The following is a 20,656-nucleotide window of genomic DNA, read 5'->3' as shown; positions in this document are numbered from 1 at the left end:
CCGCTTTTAGAGATCTCAAACAGTTTCTTAGAAACTAACAAACCAAAACTTTAAAAAGGTTTTTAAATTTGATCATCAAAGAAACGTGATTAATTAGCAGTTAATTCTACCAACTGGTATTGACGCTTCTTTTTGCTTGGCCACTTACTTCGTATAATATATATTATGTAAAGTAGAATACAAAATAAAAGAACCCGTCGATTATTCCGGATCCCCTCCTGAAACAATTAATCAAAACGGCTAATTTAAAAAATCCGACTATATTGTTTAAGACCAAGTCGTTCAGAAAAACGCTGGCTTTGCCAAAACGCTCGTCGGCTATCATCCTGCATGATATTAATGACCACGCGATGAATTCCAACTTCTTGAAGTTTGGCAATCACTAAATTAACAAGCCTAGTCGCGATATCACGATTATCATCGATTTGAGACACAGCTAAATGATAAATTGAACCCTGGCGGCCATCAGTTGCCGCTAAAATATTTCCAACGATTTGTTGATTGTTATCAGCAACGAAACAAAATCCCGGATTGAATTTAAGGAGTCGATTGATCTCCGCAAAACTATCATCAAAATCGTTCACGTGAACGGCTGGATTATTCTGCCATAATTCATAAACCGCTGGGTAATCTTCAGGAACCATTTCGCGAATCGTAATTTTCGAATTCTGTGTCATTTAGGTACCTCCATCTCACTCAATAAGTAAACTTTCAGTTTTCAAAGCCTGAGCAAACCCAGTAAATACACGCCGAGCAATTTGCTGGGCTGGTAAAAATTGATGAGAATTCCAGTCAGTCACGACCTCCTCGTCAAAAAAGCGATCTTCGATGTAGTCACAGTAGCGAAGCTCAATTTGAAGGGCGCTTATATGATCCATCGTACCATAATGACGGGTAATGTAGCCGCCGCGAAACGGAAAATTATTGGAGACTTGATACCCTTGCTCCTCGTAGACGTTCGAAAAGTAATTGTATATACCAAATGGTGACGTCCTGCCAAAATCATTGCCCAGAACAATGTCTGCAGTGGCAGCAGAGGTCTGCTTTGTATACTCAGCAAAGCTATGCAAGTCAATCAAGAAAACGTGACCAAATACTTGGCGTTTTTCAGTAAGCAAGTTGGTAAGCCGTTGATGATATGGTCGATAAAATTGATCAACCCGCTTTTTAATTTGATCAGGTGTTAATGGAACTGAATAGAGCTGATGACCGAACGTATTAGTTGTATATACCAAGTGATAGTAATTCCCAGTTAATGAGCCATCTGAATCGCGATTTGGGTCGACAAGATAACGATTCATATTATTTTGAATCACGGTAAAACCTAATTTTGGCAGAAAGCCATACAGTTCACGGAGGAACCAATCCGTGTTGGCCAATATCGCTTCAGAATCTAGAGTCTTCTTCATGGTTGGTGTAATTACGGTACCACTATGGGGCAAATCAATCACGACTGGAAATTGATTGGTATGTTCGTTAAAAACGTCAAAGGATGCCATTCCGTTCCGCCTCCTCTAACTAACTCATGGGTATCAATTGATAATATGATTGAAATTCTGATGGCGCGTCTTTTTCCGACAACTGAAATACCGGCAGTTCAGCATCTGAAGGCGCTTGTGACTTTCGACGAAATAAAAATCGCAAGTCAATATGACGATGGGCCCCTTCATTTCTCAGTGGATTGGCAGGAATTTCAATGACGTTTGCGTCAATCAACTGCTGACTTTGGGGGTTAACCTGGTACCCGGTTTCTTCGTGAAACTCGCGAATTGCAGTTTGTAACGGTAACTCGTTAGGTTCAACATGGCCGGCAGGCAGAAGAACTGTTTTGAGGTATGGGTGACGAATGAATAACACGGTATTCCCCACTGGAACAAACGCACTTGCCGAAAGATGAACCGCTGATGATCGATCACGTAAGCCCGTGGGATACGCACTAAGCAGTTTGGAAATCTCCTGAATTTTGCTTGTGGTGATCCCAGGATATTGGCGTTTCAACAATTGTTGAAGATCTGCCCTTAATGTTGTCGTTAATGTATCACTCATTAAATTTCTCCTCTCAAACGAGACTAGCTAAGTAATTCTGACTTAAGAAGATTAAATGTTTGAATGAGCTGGCTGGTTTCCCGAACATCGTGAGTCCGAATAATTCGGCCGCCTAAAACGGTCATGAACGACTCAAACAACAACGTTGGAATCAGCCGTTCGTCAGCCGTTTGTAAATTGAATAATCGCTTAGCAAAACTTTTGCGAGAAAGCGCAATCATAATCGGCAAGTCAAACTGACTCATAAGTTTGGTGAATCGCATTTTCATCAAGTCAAACGCCAAAGTATTATGATCAGAGAATCCAACTCCAGGATCCAGAACAATTTGTTCTTTTTCAATGCCAGTCCCTGTCAAATTGCTTATTGTATTAGTAAAGAAACTGGTCATTGTTCGAATAAGCGTGTCGGGCTCCTCGTCAAAGTTTCGGCCGTTAAACATCGTGACCACAGAGGGTTTGTATTTAGCAACTAAATCCAACTTCCGCTTTGAATTAAAGCCGTCGATATCATTAATAATTTGAATCCCGTTATCCAAAGCGAGTTCGATGACTTCGGGCGTATTAGAATCAATTGCTAAAACAATTTTAGGAAATTGGTGATGGATTGCGGTTAAAAACGGCTCAATCCTTGCCCACTCTTCTTTTGGGGGAATGTCATCAAAATGAGGCTTGGAGGACTTGCCTCCGACTTCAAAGATAGATGCCCCAAGTGACATTTCGGTCTCAATTCGCTTCAAAACACCATCGACCGAGTCGTTTCGCCCACCATCATAAAATGAGTCCGGGGTTAAATTTAAGATCGAGTAAATCAAAGGCTTATCGGTGATGTCAAAATCAAACTCCTGGCCCCGAAAATGAAGTTGAGACTGGGTTTCGATTTGTTTGAGGGTATGAATACTTTGTGCGTCATCAAACATCGAAGGCCACTTTTTAATTAATTGGTTGAGTTGATCTCGTGTGAGTAGCAAAGTCGTGTTATTCAGGGAACTTGCAATTGACAAGTAATTTGACCCAACCAGATTACGCAACTTTTCAGCCTCGTCGAAAGTTGTGGTGAAGCCAATTTTAATTTGGCTTTTAATTGTTGCCTTTTGGGGTTGAAGCTGACTAATTTTCATGGAAATCGACTCCTTTGGTGAGGATATAACTTCTAATTGGATTCAAAAGATAAAATGATCCAATCACAAAAATAATTGGCTCATCATTGAATTCGTGGGTTCGGTAGATTGCTTCTTTCAATGCATCAATTGGGCTTTCAAATGTTTGAACGGGTTTATCTGTCAGCTGTTGGTAGACCTGCGATAGCTTCACGGCGTCTAGTTCACGCTTTTGATTCTGTGGCTCTGTCACTATAAAAGAAGTGTTTTTTAAGGTCAGTAATGATTTGACCGCTGATTGATATTCCTTATCTTTGAGAAAACCGTTAATAATGATTTTGGGACGACTCCGATATAATTCGTTTACGCTTGTCACAAACGCCTTTACCCCATCGGGATTATGCCCCCCGTCTAAGAAAATTGTTGGGCGTGTTGATATCCGTTCAAATCTTCCCGGAACAACTAAGTCGCTCAAAGCTGCAGTCAGAGTCTCATCGAGGTGTTGGCGTGGGAGCTTTACTTTTGCAACAAAGTCGTTAAGCCATGTCAAAACGGTTTGCAAGTTTTGTAATTGATAAGTGCCAGGAAGGCCAAACATAAACTGGCCCTGAATTCGACCCTTGATTGTGCTTTGAAAATTGATAACGCGTTTTAAATCGACTCCTTGGGTTGCCGTTAGCTGGACCGTATCAGCTGAAATAAACGTTGCTTGTTTTGTTGCGGCTTGTGACTTGAGAATTTGAAATACTTCTGATCGTTGATGTGAGGCGGTAATTGTCGTATTTCCGGGACGAATAATCTTTGATTTTGTCGTTGCAATTTCAGTCACGGTATCTCCGAGAATGCCAAGATGATCCAACCCGATTTCCGTAAAAACTGAATACATCGTGTCACTGACAGCGTTTGTTGCATCCAATTCACCGCCGAGTCCGCACTCTAACACCACATAATCCACCGGATGATCGGCAAAGAAAAGCATGGCCACAATGAATTGGGCTTCAAATTCAGACAAGGTTTCGTTTCTGAAAGCCGGGCGAGCCATTACTTGGCGAATCTGGCGCATTTCGTCGTTAAATTCTGATTTTGAAATATCAGCAAAATTTCGCTGAATGCCATTGTACATCGTCCCAATAAACGGACTTGTAAACGCCCCAACTTGATAATTTAGTTGGTGAAGGATTGCCGCAATCATCGTTGCCGTTGAACCCTTACCATTCGTACCACAAATATGAATGATCTTGAAACGTTTATCCGGGTTCCCTAACGTCTTTAATACCCGTTTTAATAAGCCAATCCGATCCCCCACATCATACATAAAATCAGGTAAAGATGCTTGCTTGGCCAAGTTAGATTGTTTTGCCATTCACGTCACCTATCGAGTTAAGAAATTCTGTCCGCAGTTCCGGCTGCTTATCAAAAACACCTGTGAAACGAATTGTGCGGGTGGAAGAATCCGTTTTTTTAACGCCGCGCATTTCGACGCACATATGCCGGGCATCAACAATGACTGCAACCCCTTTCGGCGCCAAAATCCGATTTAATTGAATCACCAAATCATCGGTGACTTTTTCTTGAAGGCCAAGTTTGTGAGATACAAAATCGACTAGCCGCGGCAATTTGCTCAAACCGATAATTGTGCCATGGTCGGGAATATAAGCAATGTGAACCTTCCCCCAAAACGGCATCATATGATGTTCGCACATTGAATAAAAAGGAATATTTTTCATCATAATCATTTTTGCATCGTTGGTCTCATCAGTTTTAAAAAGTTTATAGTCTTGAAAGTTTTCAATCCCTTGAGACGAAAAGATTTCGTGGTACATCCGAAAAACCCGGTCAGGCGTCTCCACCAATCCCGGGCGATCAGGATCGTCCCCAATGGCACTCAGAAGATGACGAACCGAACTTTGAATGACCGTTTCTGATTGATCCTCTCTGCGAATGAGATTTACTTGCTGATCCTTAGCCGACCATCCATCAACAGCGGCCTTGATTTGCTTGTAAAGTGGGAAGTTTGCGTCGATCACTTCAAGAGTTGGCGCTAGTACAAACAAGCGGTTAAACGCTTCTGGATGAGGAACCGTCAGATCGGTTGTTTTAATCTGTTGATCATTCCAGAAAACAATGTCAATATCAAGGGTTCGCGGTCCCCAGTGGATATCTCGGGTTCTATTCAAACTTGCTTCAATCTGATGAACTCTCGTCAACAGTTTTTCTGGCGTGTAAGTCGTCGCGATATTCAGCGCCAAATTAATAAATTGCCGCTGCTTCACATTTCCAACGGGCGACGTCTCATAAAAATCGGACTGTTGGTTCACAAGAATATGGGTATCCTGACCAATTTGGGAAATTGCCTGATTAAGATAAAACTCCCGATTACCAATATTGCTGCCTAAACTTAGAATTACATTGTTTTCCATATCTATTGTTTCATCTCGATTTCAACGTGATCAAACACCCCGTCGACCGGTAAGTTCAATTTACGAACCCGAACAGTCACGGTTTGGATGCGATCATCAATATTTTTAATGGCTAAAATAACTTGCTGGGCAAGGGTTTCAATTAGATCAGCTCGTGACTGATCAATAATCTCTTTAATTACTGGGTAAAAGTTCCCATAACTCACGGTACTGCTTAACGCATCCTCTTTCGGGACCGCGTTCACCACAACGTCGAGATCAATCTGAACAGTTTGGCCAACTTTCTTTTCTTCCGGTAGAACGCCGATATGACTATGGAAAGCCATATTTTTAATTCGGATTGTATACATGATCAGTAACTCCTTTGATAGTTTACCAAAAAGACCCGCCGAGAACGGCGCGCCCCATTATTAAAGTGATAGTCGATTTTTGATTGAAGCAAACTGCTTGGCATCTAAACGAAAAGCTAAGTAAATGATCAACATCTGAATTGGCGTGACGATCACTTCTTTTAAAATTCGAGCTGGTAAAATACCAAAAAATGGTGTTTTGTACATTACTGTCAGCCACAGCGTATTCAAGATAACGTCTACAAATAATGTAATGATCAACTGAGCTAAAAAGATCCGTTGTCCAGTTACCTTATGGTTAAAGAAAAATAAACCGTAAATAAAGGCTCCCAAAATTGCTGAAAGGGTAAATCCTGGAAAATAAACACTTCCAGAGATCAACGTGCCTAAAATGTCGGTGATGGCAGCAATAATCGACGACCAGACTGGGCCGTAGAGATAACTAGCAATCGCGACAATGACAAACCCAAAACTAATCTGGATAAATTGAGTGGTCACCATAAAACGATTAATGATGAGTTCCAACGCCATCAAAATCCCCAACACAGCAATATCAATGGTCCGCAACTTGAAAAAACCTAATGAACCTAACGAAACTGACTTCATAATAATGACATCTCCTAGAAAGGAGCTCACCAATATTTAGAAAACCTACTAAATAAAATGGCGAATGCGAAAGCAACACCGCAAGCTACCAGAAAGTCGACCTGATGGCTTTTCGTTCGAAGGTCACATTCCGTCCCTTCGACACTTTACGCGTTACATCCTACCCCAAATTTTTTACGACTATTAAAGTGTATCACATACAATAAAAAAAACAATCACTTTGTTCGAAATTTGCGAACAATTCAGTGATTGTATCTATAAATGTTAGGATTTAAGATGATTGCGATTAAAGCTGATCCTGCTCAAAATCCCGAAGCCAGGCCAGTGCCAAAGCCTTATCGCCCAAATGGGTGCCAACGACTGGGCCAAAGTAGCTTTGTTCAATTGGCATGTTCGGATATTGCTGATGAATTTTATCAGTCCACTCCTCACCAGCTTTGGGATCGTTTCCATTGATCACTAATGCTCGCAGTGGATAATTCGCCTTTTGCTGAGCATTGGCAAATAGTTCTTCCACCCGTTTTAAAGCTTTCTTACGGGATCGAACCTTTTCAAACGCAACAATTTCATTACTTTTATCATCAAATGTTAATAACGGTTTAATTTTTAAAATCCCACCGATAAACGCTGAGGCATTCGATAACCGCCCGCCACGGACGAGATTTTGTAAATCATCGACAACGAATAGTTCGTCAATGGTTGCCCGTAATCCATCCAAATACCGAATAATGGTTTCAGGATCCCGGCCAAGGGTGGCCATTTTGCTGGCCTGAATAGCCAAATACCCCATTAACTTAACGGTGATCTTCGAGTCATATGGGATGACCTTAATTTTAGTAATCTGGGGCGCTAAATTTTCAATTGACTGGTAAAATCCGGAAATTGTACTTGCCAGATGGATACTGATCACTGCATCGTAACCCTTATCAGCTAATGAATTATACAAATTCGTCATTTCACCCATTGGCACCTGCGACGTGCTTGGAAAGGACTTTGAATTCTTAAGCTTTTCGTAGAAGTCGGTTGTTGTGAGGTCAACGCCTTCTTGGTACGAGCGGCCGTCAATAATGACCGGTATCGGTACCACAGTAATATGATATTTATCAATTTCGGCCTGGGTCAAATAGGCTGTACTATCGGTTACAATCGCAATTTTCATTAATTCCACCTGCTCGCAATTAAATTCTGTCAAGACTCTGTTCCAAACGATTAATCAGTATTTTCAGTAAGTTCTTTTCTTCATCTGTCCAATGGTTAAATATTTGATCACGGAGGGTCATTATCTGCGCTTCAATTCGCTTATCAGCATCGCTGCCCGTTGGCGTCACTTTATAAATTAATTGCCGCTTATCTTTTCCGACAGCTGTCTTGACCAGCATTTCCTTGGTTACCAAGCGCTTTAGCTGGCGAGATAACGTCGAAATATCCAATTTGGTGGCAGTCGCCAGCGTTTCCTGGGTCGCGTTACCAGCGATCACTTGGGTTAATAGTTTCCATTCTGAAATCGTCAACCCCTGTTGCTTTGTAATCTTGAGCAATTGCGTCGCGTGATTCTTTGACGCAGCGTTTAGAGCGACAAGAATATCTTTCATCTTGAAATGACCTCCGAAAAAATAGTATACGCTATTTGATAATGACTTACAAATAACGTTGTGAACCGTCGCATCGGCTTACAAATTGCGGTATACTAATACATGCTATATATACGAAAGTGAGTGATACAATGTCATTCGACGGATCCTTTATCCATTCAATGAAACAAGAGCTTGCCGGTTTACTTCAAACCGGGCGGGTCAGCAAAATTAATCAGCCGTATCCTAATGAGTTGATCATTTCCATTAGAGCTCACGGAAAAAATCATCAATTACTGTTGTCGGCCAACCCAACGTATGCGCGGGTTCAAGTAACTGAAATCCCCTATGTTAATCCTGCAGTTCCGACCAACTTTACGATGATCATGCGAAAACACCTGAGCGGGGCCATCTTAACGGCTGTGAATCAACTGGATAACGACCGGGTTCTCCGGTTGTCATTCACTGGCAGAAACGAACTTGGTGATCAAACCAGCCTGTTATTGATTGTCGAAATTATGGCTCGTCACAGTAATATTATCTTAGTGAATGCACCCGATAATAAGATTATCGACGCGATTAAACACGTTGGCTCAGACGTTAATCGATACCGGCTTCTATTGCCAGGGGCAACTTACATCAATCCACCCAAACAGGACCTTCAAGATCCGTTTACCAAGGAAACATTCGGGGATATTGCCCAGTTAATGCGCGATTTCCCAAATGTCGATATGTTGGCAGCAAATCTACGGAAAACTGTCCAGGGACTTGGTAAAGACACCTCTTTGGCACTGGCAAATTATTTACACCGCGACGGGAATGTTGAAAAAAACTTCAAAACATTTTTTAAAAATTTTAACGCCCCAAAGCCGACACTCAGCCATGTTGCTAATAACAAGATTAATTTTACCGCATTTCCATATCCAGATACAGAGAAAGATCAATTTTATTCAACTTTAAGCCAATTGCTTGATGCCTACTATGCCACCCGGGCCCAACGTGATCGGGTTCGCGAACAGGGTGCAATTTTAATCCAGGTCGTTAAAAAACAGCTTAAGAAGAACCGGACCAAATTGAAGCGGTTGAATCGAGATCTGCGCGAAACCGCCAACGCAGACGAATATCGCGTTAAGGGCGAGATTTTAACAACTTATCTCAACAAGGTTGAACGGGGCATGACCAAAATTGAACTGCCAGACTTTTATCACGAAAATCAACCAATTACAATTGCCCTTTCAAATCAGCAGTCACCTTCTGAGAATGCACAGAAATACTTTAAGCGATATCAGAAGTTGAAGAACGCGGTCAAATATTTGAACGAGCAAATTGATCTCACCCAGCAAGAGATTGACTATTTTGAAAATATTCAATCGCAAATTGAACTGGCCAAGCCCGAAGACCTTGTCGATATTCGGTATGAATTACAGCAAGGCCACTACCTGAAGGATCATGACCAGCACAAGAAGAAAAAGAATAAGCGGCAAAAAATCAGCAAGCCTGAAAAGTTTGTTGCCTCTGACGGCACAGAAATTTTGGTCGGGAAAAATAACCTTCAAAACGAAAAGTTAACCATGCATACTGCTGATAAGCGGGAAACCTGGTTGCATACTAAGAACATTCCTGGATCTCACGTCATCATTCGTAGCTTTGACCCATCTGATCAGACGATCGCTGAAGCGGCCAATCTTGCCGCTTATTTCTCCAAGGCGCGGAACTCGTCTAAGGTCCCCGTTGATTACACCCGGGTTAAAAATATCCGAAAGCCAAACGGAACTAAGCCAGGGTACGTCATTTATGATAGCCAGCAAACGTTGTTTATCACTCCAAACGAAAACTTGGTTGATCAATTAACTGCAAATTCCAAAAAGTAACCTATTGATACCAAACGGGTGGGACTCATCAGAATTCTGATGGGCCTCACCCGTTATTTGTAGGTAACAATTTCATGATTCTATTGGATTTTCAATTTTCTTGAATGACAATGCTGCCCCAACTTCTTGCGTTGAGGCCCCATCAGTTCGATTCGACTGAAGCTCCTTAAACGGAAAGACGGCTTCCATAATTGAATATCGTTGATGAATCCCCGGTTGATAAAATGAAGATAATTGGTCAATGTCGAGTACATGTAAGTATTTCTTAACCAAAGCATCAATCCAGTTAACCCCCGTGGTCTTATTTAAGAACGCGGATTCCGTGATCCGAATTGGCCGAATCCCGGTAAACGTGTAGTTTCCACTGCCATCATGATCAAAAAGCACCTGAACTAATCCTTGCCAATTTGCGGTATCAATTTTTGATATGGCCATCTTAATCAACGGTCGTTCATCGGTTTGCCACCGATTCATTGGTTGCTGATAATCATTGATGTACCGCAACTCAGTTCGGCGACTTTTTGTATGAAACGAGATAGTTGTAATAGGCAATATCCGATCACCATCGATAAAGAGATCGACGGCCGTCGTCGCAGTGCCCTGTTGGAATTTGGCAATCTTTTGATCCGGGGGTAACACCACGATATTCAGATCAGCAAATTCTTTCAATTTTTTAGACAGGTAATGGCGATTACCAGGGAGAAATATGATGTCCGGCTGTTCGAGGTTCACAATGTTGAGAATATTCCCTAGTTGAATTGGCTCAATGTATTGTTTGTCACTCAATGCGGGCGCTAATGAAATCGCATTTGGGTTCGTATTCATGATAATGGTTTTATATCCTGCCCGCCGGGTTGTTTCAAGAATTTGGGCCGTATAGTAATCCGCGGCCGCGTTTGGCCCAAGCTGATTGCCGCCGCGGCCAATAATCAGAGCGGTTTTACCTTTGCAGGGAACGCTTTCGTTTTCTAGTTCATAACTACTATAAAAAACATTCGTGGCCTCACGAAACTCACCAGCGCTCGGCTCAATTTCTTTAAAAGTGACCTTAACATTAGAATTTTGGTTCATCCGCTCAATTGTTGAAATGTTGACGTTCCACAACTCCGCCAACATTCCATCACCAAATCCATACTCATGAGCCGCTTCTACGGCGGTTGGTGACAATGGATTATTGATGACATAATCTTGTGCTCGTAACAGCTGGTTCATTTTGTAAAAGTAAAATCGGTCAATTTTGGTTAATTCTGACAATTCATCGATCGAAAATCCACGCCGCAATGCTTCCATTAGGATAAGCACCCGACTGGCAAGCGGATGAATCAACTGGTTAATAACCGCATCATCATCGACTTTGGAAACGCTTGGTAAAATGTCTCGCGGCGAAAATTGTGAGCTGTGCATGGCCTTCATAATCGCCTCTTCAACCGTCCTGCCCACACCGATGGTCGAACCAACCGACTTCATCAACGTGTTTAAGTGTTGGTCAACATCCGGAATATCGCGAAACGGCCACAACGGGAGTCGAACCACCACGTGATCCATGGTCGGTTCCATAAAGGGAAGGTATTTACTATACTTTTGCGGTAATTTAACTTCGGTTAATGACACCCCCATTTCCAAAAGCGTTGAAACATATGAGAGTGGATAACCCGTGGCTTTGGCCGCTAAAAGTGCGTTGCGAGTGAAGAACGGACTCACCTTGGTCACGTAGTAGTTAGAATCCGTTCGGCTCTGCGCAAATTGAACGTGGCAGGTTCCGGTAATGTTAATCGCGTCCATAATTTGGAAAGTTGCCGTCCGTAACGCCTGATACTCCTGATTGATGAGGGTTTGAGTGGGCGCGAAAATAATTGAATCGCCTGAATGGATGCCGATTGGGTCCATATCTTCAAGGCCGGAGACGAGAATCTTATTGCCATTTTCGTCACGAACGCCGACCATTTCAATCTCTTTGTAGCCGACGATGCTTTGCTCGATAGAGACGTGCTTAATATAGGTTCGTTCAAAGCTGATTTCGAGAGCATCTTCAAGTTCATCAGTGTTATTACAAATAAAGCGGCTGGTATCATGACTTGCAGAAAACGGTTTCACGATCACGGGGAACCCAACGTCTCGAACAAAATCCATCGCCTCATCGTCGTTAGGAACAATTTTTGAAGCAATAATCGGTTCGTTAATTTCATTAAGTAACTCACGTAATCGCTGATTATCTAAAACCCGTTTTAAATCAACCGGACGGATCCCAAGCATGTCAATATTATTATCTGCCAGTACGTCACTCTCTTCGAGCTGCCAAGCAACCTGCATGGCGTTTAATCCGCCAATTTTTGGCATGATTGCATCCGGATGTTCCTTTTCAATAATGTTAACAACATTTTGAAATGTCACTTCCTGGACATAGACATCAGCTGCTTGAACTGATTCGCTCGCAAACGAGAAGGGATTATTATCGATATAGATAACTTGCGCACCAGTCTTTTTAATTGCTTGTAATCGTTCGTAAGCAGCGGCGTCCAACTCATTTTCATGCCCAATATTTGTTGGACCGCCCCCTAATAAGAGAAGTTTCTTAATAGTTTTCGCCATTGCTATCCCTTCTTCTTGCCATAAATTCCGAGAAGTCATCAAAAAGCCCAACGCTATCCTTTGGTCCTGGGGCACCGTCTGGAGAAAATTGCACTGAAAATGCCGGAAAATCACGGTGACGTAATCCCTGAACCGTTCCATTTACCAGATCAACGTGAGTAATAAATAATTTAGCGTGATTAATGGACTTTGAATCAACCGCGTACCCCTGTTCCTGTCCAGAAAAGAAGATTTCGTTGGTAATAATTTCGCGGATTGGATGATTACTGCCGTGATGTTCGACCCGAAGTTCAGTGATCTTCGCGCCATTTGCCAACGCAAAGAGCTCGTGTCCGAGGCCAATGCCAAACAAGGGCACCTGAGTCTGAACTTTCTGAATCATTGACAATACGGATTCAGGCAAGTTCCATGGTGCCCCGGGACCAGTTGATAAGACAACCCCATCCGGGTCCAAATCAAGAATTGTTTCACTGGTGGAATCCCAAGGAACCACGGTCACGTTGCAATCTCGTTTGGACAATTCGCGAAGAATACCGCTTTTGAGGCCAAAATCGACCACAATGACGTTAGCGCCTTCATCAGGATTAGGATATGGTTTCGGAGTTGCCACCTGCGCAACTTGCTGATTAGTAAGGACCGTGGCGTGCAGCTGATCAAATGCGTGTTCATCAGCGACATCCACAATACTAGCCTTCATATTCCCCTTTTCTTGAAGGTGACGACGAATCTGCCGGGTATCAACATCATAAATTCCCGGGATCCGATGCTGTTTTAAGTACCGATCTAATGATATCCGTTTAAAATGATCAGTCGCCAAGTTCTCGTATTCACGAACGATCACTCCCTTAGCGGTCGGCAAAACGGACTCGTACGCATTCTGCGCGAGCCCGGTGTTCCCAATTGATGTTTGGGTAAAGACAATGATTTGGTTATGATAGATCTGGTTGGAAATAATCTCTTGATAACCATTCATTGTTGAATTAGCCACCAATTCTCCGGTAGTTGTCGCAAGCGACCCAAATGCTTTACCGGGATAAGCCGATCCATCTTCAAGTATCAAATATCTTTGCGTCATACTGACTCCTTACTACCGATACAAGGATTACTTAATAAGTTCAACGGCATCCTTATCATCAATTTCTGATACGTAAACCTTGATTTTTTCCTTCTGAGAGCTCGGAATATTTTTCCCAACAAAATCAGCTCGAATCGGTAATTCTCGGTGACCCCGATCGACTAACACTGCCAAATTAATGCTCTTTGGTCGACCAAGATCCATGACGGCTGACAAAGCTGCGCGAACTGTCCGCCCGGTATATAAGACGTCGTCGACTAAGATGACCCGTTTGCCTTCCACGGAAAAATCAATTTTATTGCTGGACATTTTAACATCATCACTCACTGAATCGTGTTCAATATCATCACGATAATTCGTAATGTCTAATTCGCCAACTGGAATTGTGACGTTTTCCAGCTGTTGAAGGCGATCAGCAATTCGATTCGCTAAAAAAATCCCGCGGGTTTTGATTCCGATCAGAACAAGGTCTTCAACCCCCTTATTTTTTTCAACGATCTCGTAAGTGATTCGGGTTAGTGCGCGTTGCATGGCCATTTTGTCTAATATAATCTTGCCCATCGCTAAATTCTCCTTAAATATTATCTTTATTAAATAAGTATCGTCTGAGATTGGTTATCCATTCAAGCGTATTTGTCCGCACCCAGGTTGTCAAGGCTCGGATAAATCAGTGCTTCTTAAAGCTGTTAATGTTTTTTCAAATATTGGCGGTAATGGTGCCGTGAAGATCATGAGTTCATGGGTTTTGGGATGCTCAAACCCAAGCTCCTGAGCATGCAGAAATTGGCCGTGGCCTTTAATTGTTTTCTTCGGCCCATAAAGTGGGTCACCAACCAGCGGATGGCCAATGTACTGCATATGAACCCTTATTTGGTGGGTTCGCCCGGTTTCAAGCCGACAATTAACCAGCGTATAGTGCTTAAACCGTTCAACAACGGTAAAATGGGTAATCGCCGGTCGGCCATCAGCAACGATTGCCTGTTTCTTTCGATCTCGAGGAGACCGACCGATTGGGGCGTTAATGACACCTGAGTCTTCCTTGATGACCCCATGAACCAGGGCAACGTATTGCCGCAAATTTTTTTGCGCTTTAAGCTGGGTTGAAAGTTCTTGGTGAGCTTGATTGTTCTTGGCAACCATTAGCAAACCAGAGGTATCCTTATCGATTCGATGAACAATCCCTGGTCGATACTCACCATTAATTGATGACAGCGGACTATGGTAGAGCAGTGCGTTCACTAATGTATGATCCGGGTGCCCCGCAGATGGATGAACAACCATGCCCTGTGGTTTGTTGACAACGATAACATCATTGTCTTCATAAACGATATCCAGTGGAATATTCTCCGGGGTAAGGTCAATTCGCTTCGGCTGAACATCGTGGATTAAAATGGTGTCGGCTACTTTGACTTCATACTTAGGTTTTTCAGTTCCGCCGTTGACCGTCACGTCGCCATCTTCAATCAGCTTTTTGGCTTGCGATCGACTCATCGTCGAATCGAGTTGGCTGATCACTTTGTCGAGCCGACCAGTTTCAGTTGTGATTTTAAATTGCTTTGGCAAATTTTTCAGTCCCCACCCTATTTTTCGCGAACAATGGCGATCGCAATAATGATAATCCCAATGGTCAGATACACATCCGCGCAGTTAAAAATTGGAAAGTTGATAAAGTCTAACTGAAACATATCAACCACGTGATTACTAAAGATCCGGTCAATCACGTTGCCGGCCGTTCCTGCTAAAAGTAAGCTCAACCCGATCCGGTACCACCCATTCGACCAGTATCTGGCTAACAAATAAATAATTAGAATTGTGGCAATTAAGGCAATGATCACAAAAACTGTCTGGTGGCCGGAAAGCAGGCTCCATGCAGCGCCCGTATTATTGATTCGGGTAATCGAAAGGATTCCAGGAATGAGGCCAACTGACTGCCCAAGTGCCAAATTGGCGACAATCCAGTGCTTAACAAATTGGTCAAGGCCAATTAATAACAAAATTCCCAGACCATAAATAATTGGCAAAAGCAAAATCTCCTTCTAGAACAGGCCAGTAATTCGACCGTTCTCATCAATGTCCATGTCAAGAGCTGCAGGATGACTTGGCAGTCCGGGCATTGTTAATATTTTACCAGTAAGTGCCACAATAAAACCAGCCCCTAATTTCAATTGCAGATCCGATACGTGAATTGTAAAGTTGTCCGGCGCTCCCAGCTGTTTGGCATTATCAGTAAATGAATACTGCGTTTTTGCCATGCAGACGGGTAAATGACCATAGCCCATTTTTTCGATTCGTTTTAAAGCAAGCTGAGCCTTGTGGGAAAGTTCAATATTGTCGCCCCCATATATTCTGGTGACGATTGCTTGCATCTTTTCAAGAACGGTCGATTCCTCGTGATTATATAATTCATGGAAATCGGCAGGCTGATCACAAGCGGTGATAACCTTTCGAGCAAGCTCAACGCCGCCCTTTCCGCCTTGTGCCCAACTATTGATGATCTCCCCGGTAACTTTTAGATCATTTCGAACGTAATTAAGGAGGTATGTCAACTCATCGTCGGAATCAGTCGCAAATTTATTAACCGCAACAATAACTGGTTTTCCATACTGTTGCATACCCTCAACATGGCGCTTTAAATTAACAATTCCTTTTTTGAGAGCACTCAGATTTTCGGTGTTTAAGTCATGCTTATCAGCCCCACCATTAAGCTTTAGGGCGCGAACCGTGGCAACGACTACGACACAGTCTGGGGTTTTCTTCAACCTTGGGGTGACAATATCCATAAACTTCTCAGCACCGAGATCGGAGCCAAATCCGGCTTCCGTAATTGCATAATCGCCATATGCCAATGCAGCCTTAGTGGCCAAAATACTGTTGCAGCCATGGGCAATGTTAGCGAACGGGCCGCCATGGATAAACGCCGGGGTGTGTTCCAGTGTTTGAACCAAATTTGGCTTAATGGCATCCTTTAAAAGTAAGGTTAAGGCCCCCTGAACGTGAAGGTCGGAAACATACACGGGTTTGCGATCGTAAGTATAACCAATCAATATATGACTAATTCGGTTTTTCAAATCTGATAGACTGTTTGATAAGCAGAGAATGGCCATAAGTTCACTGGCAACGGTAATATCAAAGCCGTCCTGACGAGGAACACCGGAAGTGCGCCCACCCAATCCAACGACAATTTGCCGCAGTTCCCGATCATTGACATCCATCACCCGTTTCCAAGTAACCTGTCTGGGATCCAGATTTAACTCGTTACCGTGCTGGATATGATTATCAATGAGCGCAGAAAGGGTGTTGTGGGCTTCAGTGAGTGCGTGAAAATCGCCGGTAAAGTGAAGATTGATGTCTTCCATCGGGATAACTTGAGCATATCCGCCACCGGTTGCGCCGCCCTTCATGCCCATGACAGGTCCTAATGAGGGCTCTCGAAGGGCAAGGGCAACCTTTTTATGTAGTTCAGTAAAGGCGTCTCCCAATCCAATTGTGACCGTCGTTTTACCTTCACCTGCAGCGGTCGGGTTGATTGAAGTGACCAAAATCAATTTACCATCAGTTCGGGGAGCGCTCGGGTCAAAATTGACCTTTGCCTTATAATTACCGTATTGTTCCAGCTCCTCATCTTTAATGCCTAGCTTTTCAGCAATCGCGGTAATTGACGTCATTTTAGCTTCTTGAGAAATCTCTACATCGGTTTTCATCTTAATAAAGTCCTCCTAAATAAAGGTTAAGGTTAACGGGATTGATGATTTAAAATCAATTCACTGATTTCAATCACTGAATTGGCTGGTAAGATAAAGCTGTAAATTCTGGTATTGGCTACAAATCCCAGTTGATACTTTGAGCTTGTCACGTGGGAAACCTGATCAATATCAACAATCAGCCAATGAGGGTTGGTGATGCGGCTCACCACGAGTTGATTGTTATAGACTTGAATGCTCCTGAAATGGATTTCAGCCCAAGTTAAGAAGGCGAACAACACGAAGAAGAAGAGCGTAATCCACTGAAAATGGGTAATCTCAAGCCAAATAATGACGCCAATAAAGAAAATAAGCAGCGTCCAGCTCCAACAGATAATACTGCTCAGTGGACTGGGCTGATAAAAGAAATGTCGCTTTTGCGTTATCATTAAGAAAACTCCTTAAAGAAAGTGGTGTTTTACCATGATCAAACTCTACACGGATGCAGCCGTTAATCAGCATTCCGGTCACGCGGCCATCGGGATTCTGATTGTTAAAGATGGCCGCCAGACCCAATTAAAAAGTAAAATTGCTTCGATGAATAACCATCAAGCCGAATTTTTCGCCGCAATTCAGGGATTTTTAGCCCTTAAAAAAATGGGAACGGCTACAGATGAATTGATTTTTTACTATACTGACAGCAAAATTGTGGTCGATAGTCTGACAAAATCGTACGCCAAGCATTTTGAACCGCAGGTAACCCAACTGTTAGCGTTGCAGCAAGCCTACGACACGGTTGTCAATCAGTGGATTCCTGATAGCCAAAACCACGGAGCCCACTTTCTCGCGTTACAGGCGCTGCACGCTAAATAACATACTGACTAACCGGCTTTGTGTACCGCTGCCAATCACCTAACTGATGGTCAACAATCGATTTTGCTAACAGATACCCAATAATTGGGCCGGTTGTTAACCCGGATGATCCTAACCCACCACCCAAAAGAATGTTGGGATTATTGGGTAAGTGGCCAAAAAACGGCGCGAAATCATCCGTGTAGGCCCGCGTTCCAACCCTGACGTCAGTGATTTGATTTGCGGATAAACGCTTGGCAAATGTCTTAGCATTCCCCAAGAGGGTTGCCTCGGCAGCGGAAGTTGCTTGAAGATCAAAGCCGCCATCATTTTCGTGAGTTGCCCCGACAACTAATTTGCCACCATCAAACGGAATCATGTCAGATAAGCTTTCCGGCATCAACACCGGTAGTCCGGCTCGTTGGTGTTCAGAAACGGTTAGGTCGATCAACTGACCCTTCTGCGGTCGAACTTTTACAAGATAGTTCAGCGGCTCAAGGGTGCCTTTCATCCAGGCCCCCGTTGCAACGATGACGTTTTCAAATAATTCTGGTCCATCGGTGGTTTCGATCGCCCCTCGGGCATCAAATGTCACCCGTTGGCGCTTCAACGTCACCCCATTTTGCTGGGCTCGAGACAACAAATGGTCAATAAACACAGCCCCGTCAATTTTGGCGCCCCCCTTAACGAATATACCCGCCGGCGGGTTCGTGAGAAAAGGTAGGCGCTGGCCAACCTCTTTAGAAGAAAGCATTTGAACCGCTTGCATTGCTGGGGTATGGGCGACTTTAATTTGGGCTTCTTGGTAGAGCGCCTCTAGGGCATCCTTAGCCCGTCTGGTGACGATGGTGCCGGTTTGCTGGTAGGCATCTAAACCCAACTGAGCATCAGCAACCAATTTTGAATAGAACGCCGCCCCATCCTTTGCCAAAGCGTACCAGCGCTTATTACGCCGTTTGGAAAGCCAGGGGGAAATAATCCCCGAGGCCGCTTTGGTCGCCTGTCCGGTCCCATCGTCGAATAAGGTGATGGCTAATTGATGATTTGAATCTAAAAAACTCAAATAAAATGCGGCGGTCGCACCAATAATGCCCCCACCGATCACGGCCACTTTTCGGGCCATTTAATCACAACCTTCCACGTCCTACATAGTTCATATTTTATCACTGAATGTTGAAATTTAAGGTTAACTTTTTATTTAATTAGCTGATTCCCGAATCTTTTTACCCCAAAACTGGAAATAGTCCGTTCTTAGCGAACCGTTATACAATTTTCGCCGCTTCGTCGCCGATTGACCATAGTATTGTTCGAATTCTAAGTCGGAAGTGAGAAAGTATTTTGACCAACTCGTCATTGGCCGAAACGTCTGGCCCATTTGTTTGTAGAGCTTATGAACGGATTCTTTATCGCTCATCCGTTGGCCATAGGGTGGGTTGCCGATAATCACACCATTAATCTTATCGGTTTTAAAATCGGCAACGGCGACTTGCTTGAAGTGAATGTCATCTGCCAACCCGGCCTCCAAAGCATTCCGCTTAGAAATTTCAATCATGCTCCCGTCAATATCGTTGCCAGCAATGTCCAATTCAGTTTCATAATCTGCTTTGGCATCGGCCTCATCACGAACCTCTTGGGCAACCGTACTGCTAATCCACGGCCACTGTTCACAAATGAAATCACGATTAAAGCCAGGGGCAATGTTACGCCCGATCAGTGCCGCTTCAATTGGAAGCGTCCCGGAACCGCACATTGGATCAAGAAATGGCATGTCCGGATACCAACTGGTTAATAAGATTAACGCGGCGGCCATATTTTCCTTTAATGGCGCGGGCCCCTTCTCAATTCGATAACCCCGTTTGAATAAACTCGAACCGGTGGTATCCAGCGTCAGCATCACGTGATCCTTATTAATGGCGACTTCCAAAGGAAAAAGCGCCCCAGTTTCAGGAAGTCGGGTGTGGCGATGGTAGGTTTCGCTCAGTGAGCTGACAATTGCTTTTTTGACGATTGCTTGGGAATCTGGAACACTATGGAGCTTCGAATTGTGAGATCTTCCCTCAACCGGGAATTTAGCATCCATCGGCAGGTAAGTGTCCCAAGCGTTGGCGGTTGTTTGTTCAAACAATTCGTCAAATGTCCGGGCATCAAATTCATCAATAATGATTTTGATTCGATCCGCGGTCCGCAGCCATAAATTGGTTGTCAAAATATCCCGTTGATCACCTTCAAACCGCACCCGACCGTTTTCAACCTGGACATCATATCCCAAATTTCGCAATTCTTTACCGACTAATGCTTCAATTCCGGCGGCACAAGTCGCCATTAACTTAAATTTCAATATTTTCACACTCACTTAGTATTATTATGATTAACTTATTTTTATCTCTATGATACCGTACTTTTTGGTTTATCGGGATGAAAACTTTTGAATTAACGGTACTAAAAAAGGTGGGAGCAAGCTCCCACCACAGACTGAAGACAAAGTCCTCCAAATACGAG

General features: G+C 43.4%; 21 protein-coding genes and 1 riboswitch. Of the genes, 2 read left to right on the top strand and 19 right to left on the bottom strand.

Annotated features, from left to right (window positions below; translation table 11 throughout):
- Nucleotides 1-245: 245 nt before the first annotated feature.
- The 10 genes from FD47_RS11135 to FD47_RS11090 all read right to left on the bottom strand — a co-directional run bounded on the left by FD47_RS11135 (nt 246) and on the right by FD47_RS11090 (nt 8,111).
- Nucleotides 246-677, bottom strand: a complete 432-nt coding sequence (locus tag FD47_RS11135; protein ID WP_054735799.1) for a GNAT family N-acetyltransferase — start codon at nt 675-677, stop codon at nt 246-248.
- Between the two features lie 15 nt (nt 678-692).
- Nucleotides 693-1,499 (bottom strand): N-formylglutamate amidohydrolase, encoded by an 807-nt coding sequence (locus tag FD47_RS11130; RefSeq protein WP_054735802.1) that lies wholly within the window; start codon nt 1,497-1,499, stop codon nt 693-695.
- A 19-nt stretch (nt 1,500-1,518) separates the two neighbouring features.
- A complete protein-coding gene (locus tag FD47_RS11125) occupies nt 1,519-2,046 on the bottom strand; it encodes an NUDIX hydrolase (RefSeq protein ID WP_056980678.1) in 528 nt (175 codons plus the stop codon).
- Between the two features lie 23 nt (nt 2,047-2,069).
- Nucleotides 2,070-3,164 carry a dihydropteroate synthase gene (gene folP, locus FD47_RS11120; RefSeq protein WP_054735805.1) on the bottom strand — a complete coding sequence of 365 codons (1,095 nt, stop codon included), beginning with the start codon at nt 3,162-3,164 and terminating at the stop codon, nt 2,070-2,072.
- Complete coding sequence (locus FD47_RS11115) at nt 3,154-4,506, bottom strand: bifunctional folylpolyglutamate synthase/dihydrofolate synthase (RefSeq protein WP_054735808.1); 1,353 nt, start codon at nt 4,504-4,506, stop codon at nt 3,154-3,156. Before FD47_RS11115 ends, folP begins: the two co-directional genes overlap by 11 nt.
- Nucleotides 4,490-5,563: a GTP cyclohydrolase I FolE gene (folE, locus tag FD47_RS11110; protein WP_054735811.1), complete on the bottom strand. Its 1,074-nt coding sequence runs from the start codon at nt 5,561-5,563 to the stop codon at nt 4,490-4,492. Before folE ends, FD47_RS11115 begins: the two co-directional genes overlap by 17 nt.
- A 2-nt stretch (nt 5,564-5,565) precedes the next feature.
- Nucleotides 5,566-5,913, bottom strand: a complete 348-nt coding sequence (folB, locus tag FD47_RS11105) for a dihydroneopterin aldolase (protein WP_008214636.1) — start codon at nt 5,911-5,913, stop codon at nt 5,566-5,568.
- A 60-nt stretch (nt 5,914-5,973) separates the two neighbouring features.
- Nucleotides 5,974-6,519 carry a folate family ECF transporter S component gene (locus FD47_RS11100; protein WP_008214639.1) on the bottom strand — a complete coding sequence of 182 codons (546 nt, stop codon included), beginning with the start codon at nt 6,517-6,519 and terminating at the stop codon, nt 5,974-5,976.
- 56 nt (nt 6,520-6,575) lie between these two features.
- A riboswitch (THF riboswitch) is annotated at nt 6,576-6,689 on the bottom strand.
- A gap of 116 nt (nt 6,690-6,805) precedes the next feature.
- Nucleotides 6,806-7,678, bottom strand: a complete 873-nt coding sequence (locus tag FD47_RS11095; protein WP_054735814.1) for a DegV family protein — start codon at nt 7,676-7,678, stop codon at nt 6,806-6,808.
- Between the two features lie 19 nt (nt 7,679-7,697).
- Nucleotides 7,698-8,111 (bottom strand): MarR family winged helix-turn-helix transcriptional regulator, encoded by a 414-nt coding sequence (locus tag FD47_RS11090; protein ID WP_054735816.1) that lies wholly within the window; start codon nt 8,109-8,111, stop codon nt 7,698-7,700.
- Between the two features lie 131 nt (nt 8,112-8,242).
- Here FD47_RS11090 and FD47_RS11085 point away from each other — a divergent pair, with 131 nt between their 5' ends.
- Nucleotides 8,243-9,961, top strand: a complete 1,719-nt coding sequence (locus tag FD47_RS11085; protein WP_054735818.1) for an Rqc2 family fibronectin-binding protein — start codon at nt 8,243-8,245, stop codon at nt 9,959-9,961.
- 72 nt (nt 9,962-10,033) lie between these two features.
- Here FD47_RS11085 and FD47_RS11080 read toward each other — a convergent pair whose 3' ends face one another.
- The 7 genes from FD47_RS11080 to FD47_RS11050 form a co-directional block, all read right to left on the bottom strand.
- Nucleotides 10,034-12,550 carry a carbamoyl phosphate synthase preATP-grasp domain-containing protein gene (locus FD47_RS11080; RefSeq protein ID WP_054735820.1) on the bottom strand — a complete coding sequence of 839 codons (2,517 nt, stop codon included), beginning with the start codon at nt 12,548-12,550 and terminating at the stop codon, nt 10,034-10,036.
- Nucleotides 12,534-13,625, bottom strand: coding sequence for a carbamoyl phosphate synthase small subunit (locus FD47_RS11075; RefSeq protein ID WP_054735822.1), 1,092 nt, complete (start codon nt 13,623-13,625; stop codon nt 12,534-12,536). The genes FD47_RS11080 and FD47_RS11075 overlap by 17 nt, the downstream gene beginning before the upstream one ends.
- A 27-nt stretch (nt 13,626-13,652) precedes the next feature.
- A complete protein-coding gene (gene pyrR, locus FD47_RS11070) occupies nt 13,653-14,186 on the bottom strand; it encodes a bifunctional pyr operon transcriptional regulator/uracil phosphoribosyltransferase PyrR (protein WP_008214645.1) in 534 nt (177 codons plus the stop codon).
- Nucleotides 14,187-14,276: 90 nt separating this feature from the next.
- On the bottom strand, nt 14,277-15,188 hold the full coding sequence (locus FD47_RS11065; protein ID WP_054735824.1) for an RluA family pseudouridine synthase: 912 nt from the start codon (nt 15,186-15,188) through the stop codon (nt 14,277-14,279).
- A 17-nt stretch (nt 15,189-15,205) separates the two neighbouring features.
- Nucleotides 15,206-15,646 carry a signal peptidase II gene (gene lspA / locus FD47_RS11060; protein WP_054735826.1) on the bottom strand — a complete coding sequence of 147 codons (441 nt, stop codon included), beginning with the start codon at nt 15,644-15,646 and terminating at the stop codon, nt 15,206-15,208.
- Between the two features lie 15 nt (nt 15,647-15,661).
- Nucleotides 15,662-17,326, bottom strand: coding sequence for a formate--tetrahydrofolate ligase (locus FD47_RS11055; protein ID WP_054735828.1), 1,665 nt, complete (start codon nt 17,324-17,326; stop codon nt 15,662-15,664).
- 32 nt (nt 17,327-17,358) lie between these two features.
- Nucleotides 17,359-17,754 (bottom strand): EbsA family protein, encoded by a 396-nt coding sequence (locus tag FD47_RS11050; protein WP_008214652.1) that lies wholly within the window; start codon nt 17,752-17,754, stop codon nt 17,359-17,361.
- A 34-nt stretch (nt 17,755-17,788) separates the two neighbouring features.
- On the opposite strand from FD47_RS11050, the gene FD47_RS11045 reads away from it, so the two are divergent.
- Complete coding sequence (locus FD47_RS11045; protein WP_054735830.1) at nt 17,789-18,178, top strand: ribonuclease HI family protein; 390 nt, start codon at nt 17,789-17,791, stop codon at nt 18,176-18,178.
- On the opposite strand, the gene FD47_RS11040 is transcribed toward FD47_RS11045, so the two are convergent.
- Together FD47_RS11040 and FD47_RS11035 are read right to left on the bottom strand one after the other, a co-directional pair.
- On the bottom strand, nt 18,171-19,280 hold the full coding sequence (locus tag FD47_RS11040) for an NAD(P)/FAD-dependent oxidoreductase (protein WP_056980677.1): 1,110 nt from the start codon (nt 19,278-19,280) through the stop codon (nt 18,171-18,173). The two genes, FD47_RS11045 and FD47_RS11040, sit on opposite strands and share 8 nt — an antisense overlap.
- A gap of 75 nt (nt 19,281-19,355) precedes the next feature.
- Entirely contained in the window at nt 19,356-20,480 is a 1,125-nt protein-coding gene (locus FD47_RS11035) for a THUMP domain-containing class I SAM-dependent RNA methyltransferase (RefSeq protein WP_054735834.1), read from the bottom strand.
- Nucleotides 20,481-20,656: the final 176 nt, after the last annotated feature.

This window comes from Lentilactobacillus parafarraginis DSM 18390 = JCM 14109 (genome assembly GCF_001435895.1).
GTDB classification, from domain to species: Bacteria; Bacillota; Bacilli; order Lactobacillales; family Lactobacillaceae; genus Lentilactobacillus; species Lentilactobacillus parafarraginis.
Note: the sequence above shows the minus strand (reverse complement) of the source record. Positions and strands in the feature narration are given on the sequence as shown.

Bases quoted from the DNA above. Each gene is read 5' to 3' on its own strand.
- FD47_RS11135 (WP_054735799.1), bottom strand. From the start codon at position 677: ATGACACAGAATTCGAAAATTACGATTCGCGAAATGGTTCCTGAAGAT.
- FD47_RS11130 (WP_054735802.1), bottom strand. From the start codon at position 1,499: ATGGCATCCTTTGACGTTTTTAACGAACATACCAATCAATTTCCAGTC.
- FD47_RS11125 (WP_056980678.1), bottom strand. From the start codon at position 2,046: ATGAGTGATACATTAACGACAACATTAAGGGCAGATCTTCAACAATTG.
- folP (WP_054735805.1), bottom strand. From the start codon at position 3,164: ATGAAAATTAGTCAGCTTCAACCCCAAAAGGCAACAATTAAAAGCCAA.
- FD47_RS11115 (WP_054735808.1), bottom strand. From the start codon at position 4,506: ATGGCAAAACAATCTAACTTGGCCAAGCAAGCATCTTTACCTGATTTT.
- folE (WP_054735811.1), bottom strand. From the start codon at position 5,563: ATGGAAAACAATGTAATTCTAAGTTTAGGCAGCAATATTGGTAATCGG.
- folB (WP_008214636.1), bottom strand. From the start codon at position 5,913: ATGTATACAATCCGAATTAAAAATATGGCTTTCCATAGTCATATCGGC.
- FD47_RS11100 (WP_008214639.1), bottom strand. From the start codon at position 6,519: ATGAAGTCAGTTTCGTTAGGTTCATTAGGTTTTTTCAAGTTGCGGACC.
- FD47_RS11095 (WP_054735814.1), bottom strand. From the start codon at position 7,678: ATGAAAATTGCGATTGTAACCGATAGTACAGCCTATTTGACCCAGGCC.
- FD47_RS11090 (WP_054735816.1), bottom strand. From the start codon at position 8,111: ATGAAAGATATTCTTGTCGCTCTAAACGCTGCGTCAAAGAATCACGCG.
- FD47_RS11085 (WP_054735818.1), top strand. From the start codon at position 8,243: ATGTCATTCGACGGATCCTTTATCCATTCAATGAAACAAGAGCTTGCC.
- FD47_RS11080 (WP_054735820.1), bottom strand. From the start codon at position 12,550: ATGGCGAAAACTATTAAGAAACTTCTCTTATTAGGGGGCGGTCCAACA.
- FD47_RS11075 (WP_054735822.1), bottom strand. From the start codon at position 13,625: ATGACGCAAAGATATTTGATACTTGAAGATGGATCGGCTTATCCCGGT.
- pyrR (WP_008214645.1), bottom strand. From the start codon at position 14,186: ATGGGCAAGATTATATTAGACAAAATGGCCATGCAACGCGCACTAACC.
- FD47_RS11055 (WP_054735828.1), bottom strand. From the start codon at position 17,326: ATGAAAACCGATGTAGAGATTTCTCAAGAAGCTAAAATGACGTCAATT.
- FD47_RS11050 (WP_008214652.1), bottom strand. From the start codon at position 17,754: ATGATAACGCAAAAGCGACATTTCTTTTATCAGCCCAGTCCACTGAGC.
- FD47_RS11045 (WP_054735830.1), top strand. From the start codon at position 17,789: ATGATCAAACTCTACACGGATGCAGCCGTTAATCAGCATTCCGGTCAC.
- FD47_RS11040 (WP_056980677.1), bottom strand. From the start codon at position 19,280: ATGGCCCGAAAAGTGGCCGTGATCGGTGGGGGCATTATTGGTGCGACC.
- FD47_RS11035 (WP_054735834.1), bottom strand. From the start codon at position 20,480: ATGGCGACTTGTGCCGCCGGAATTGAAGCATTAGTCGGTAAAGAATTG.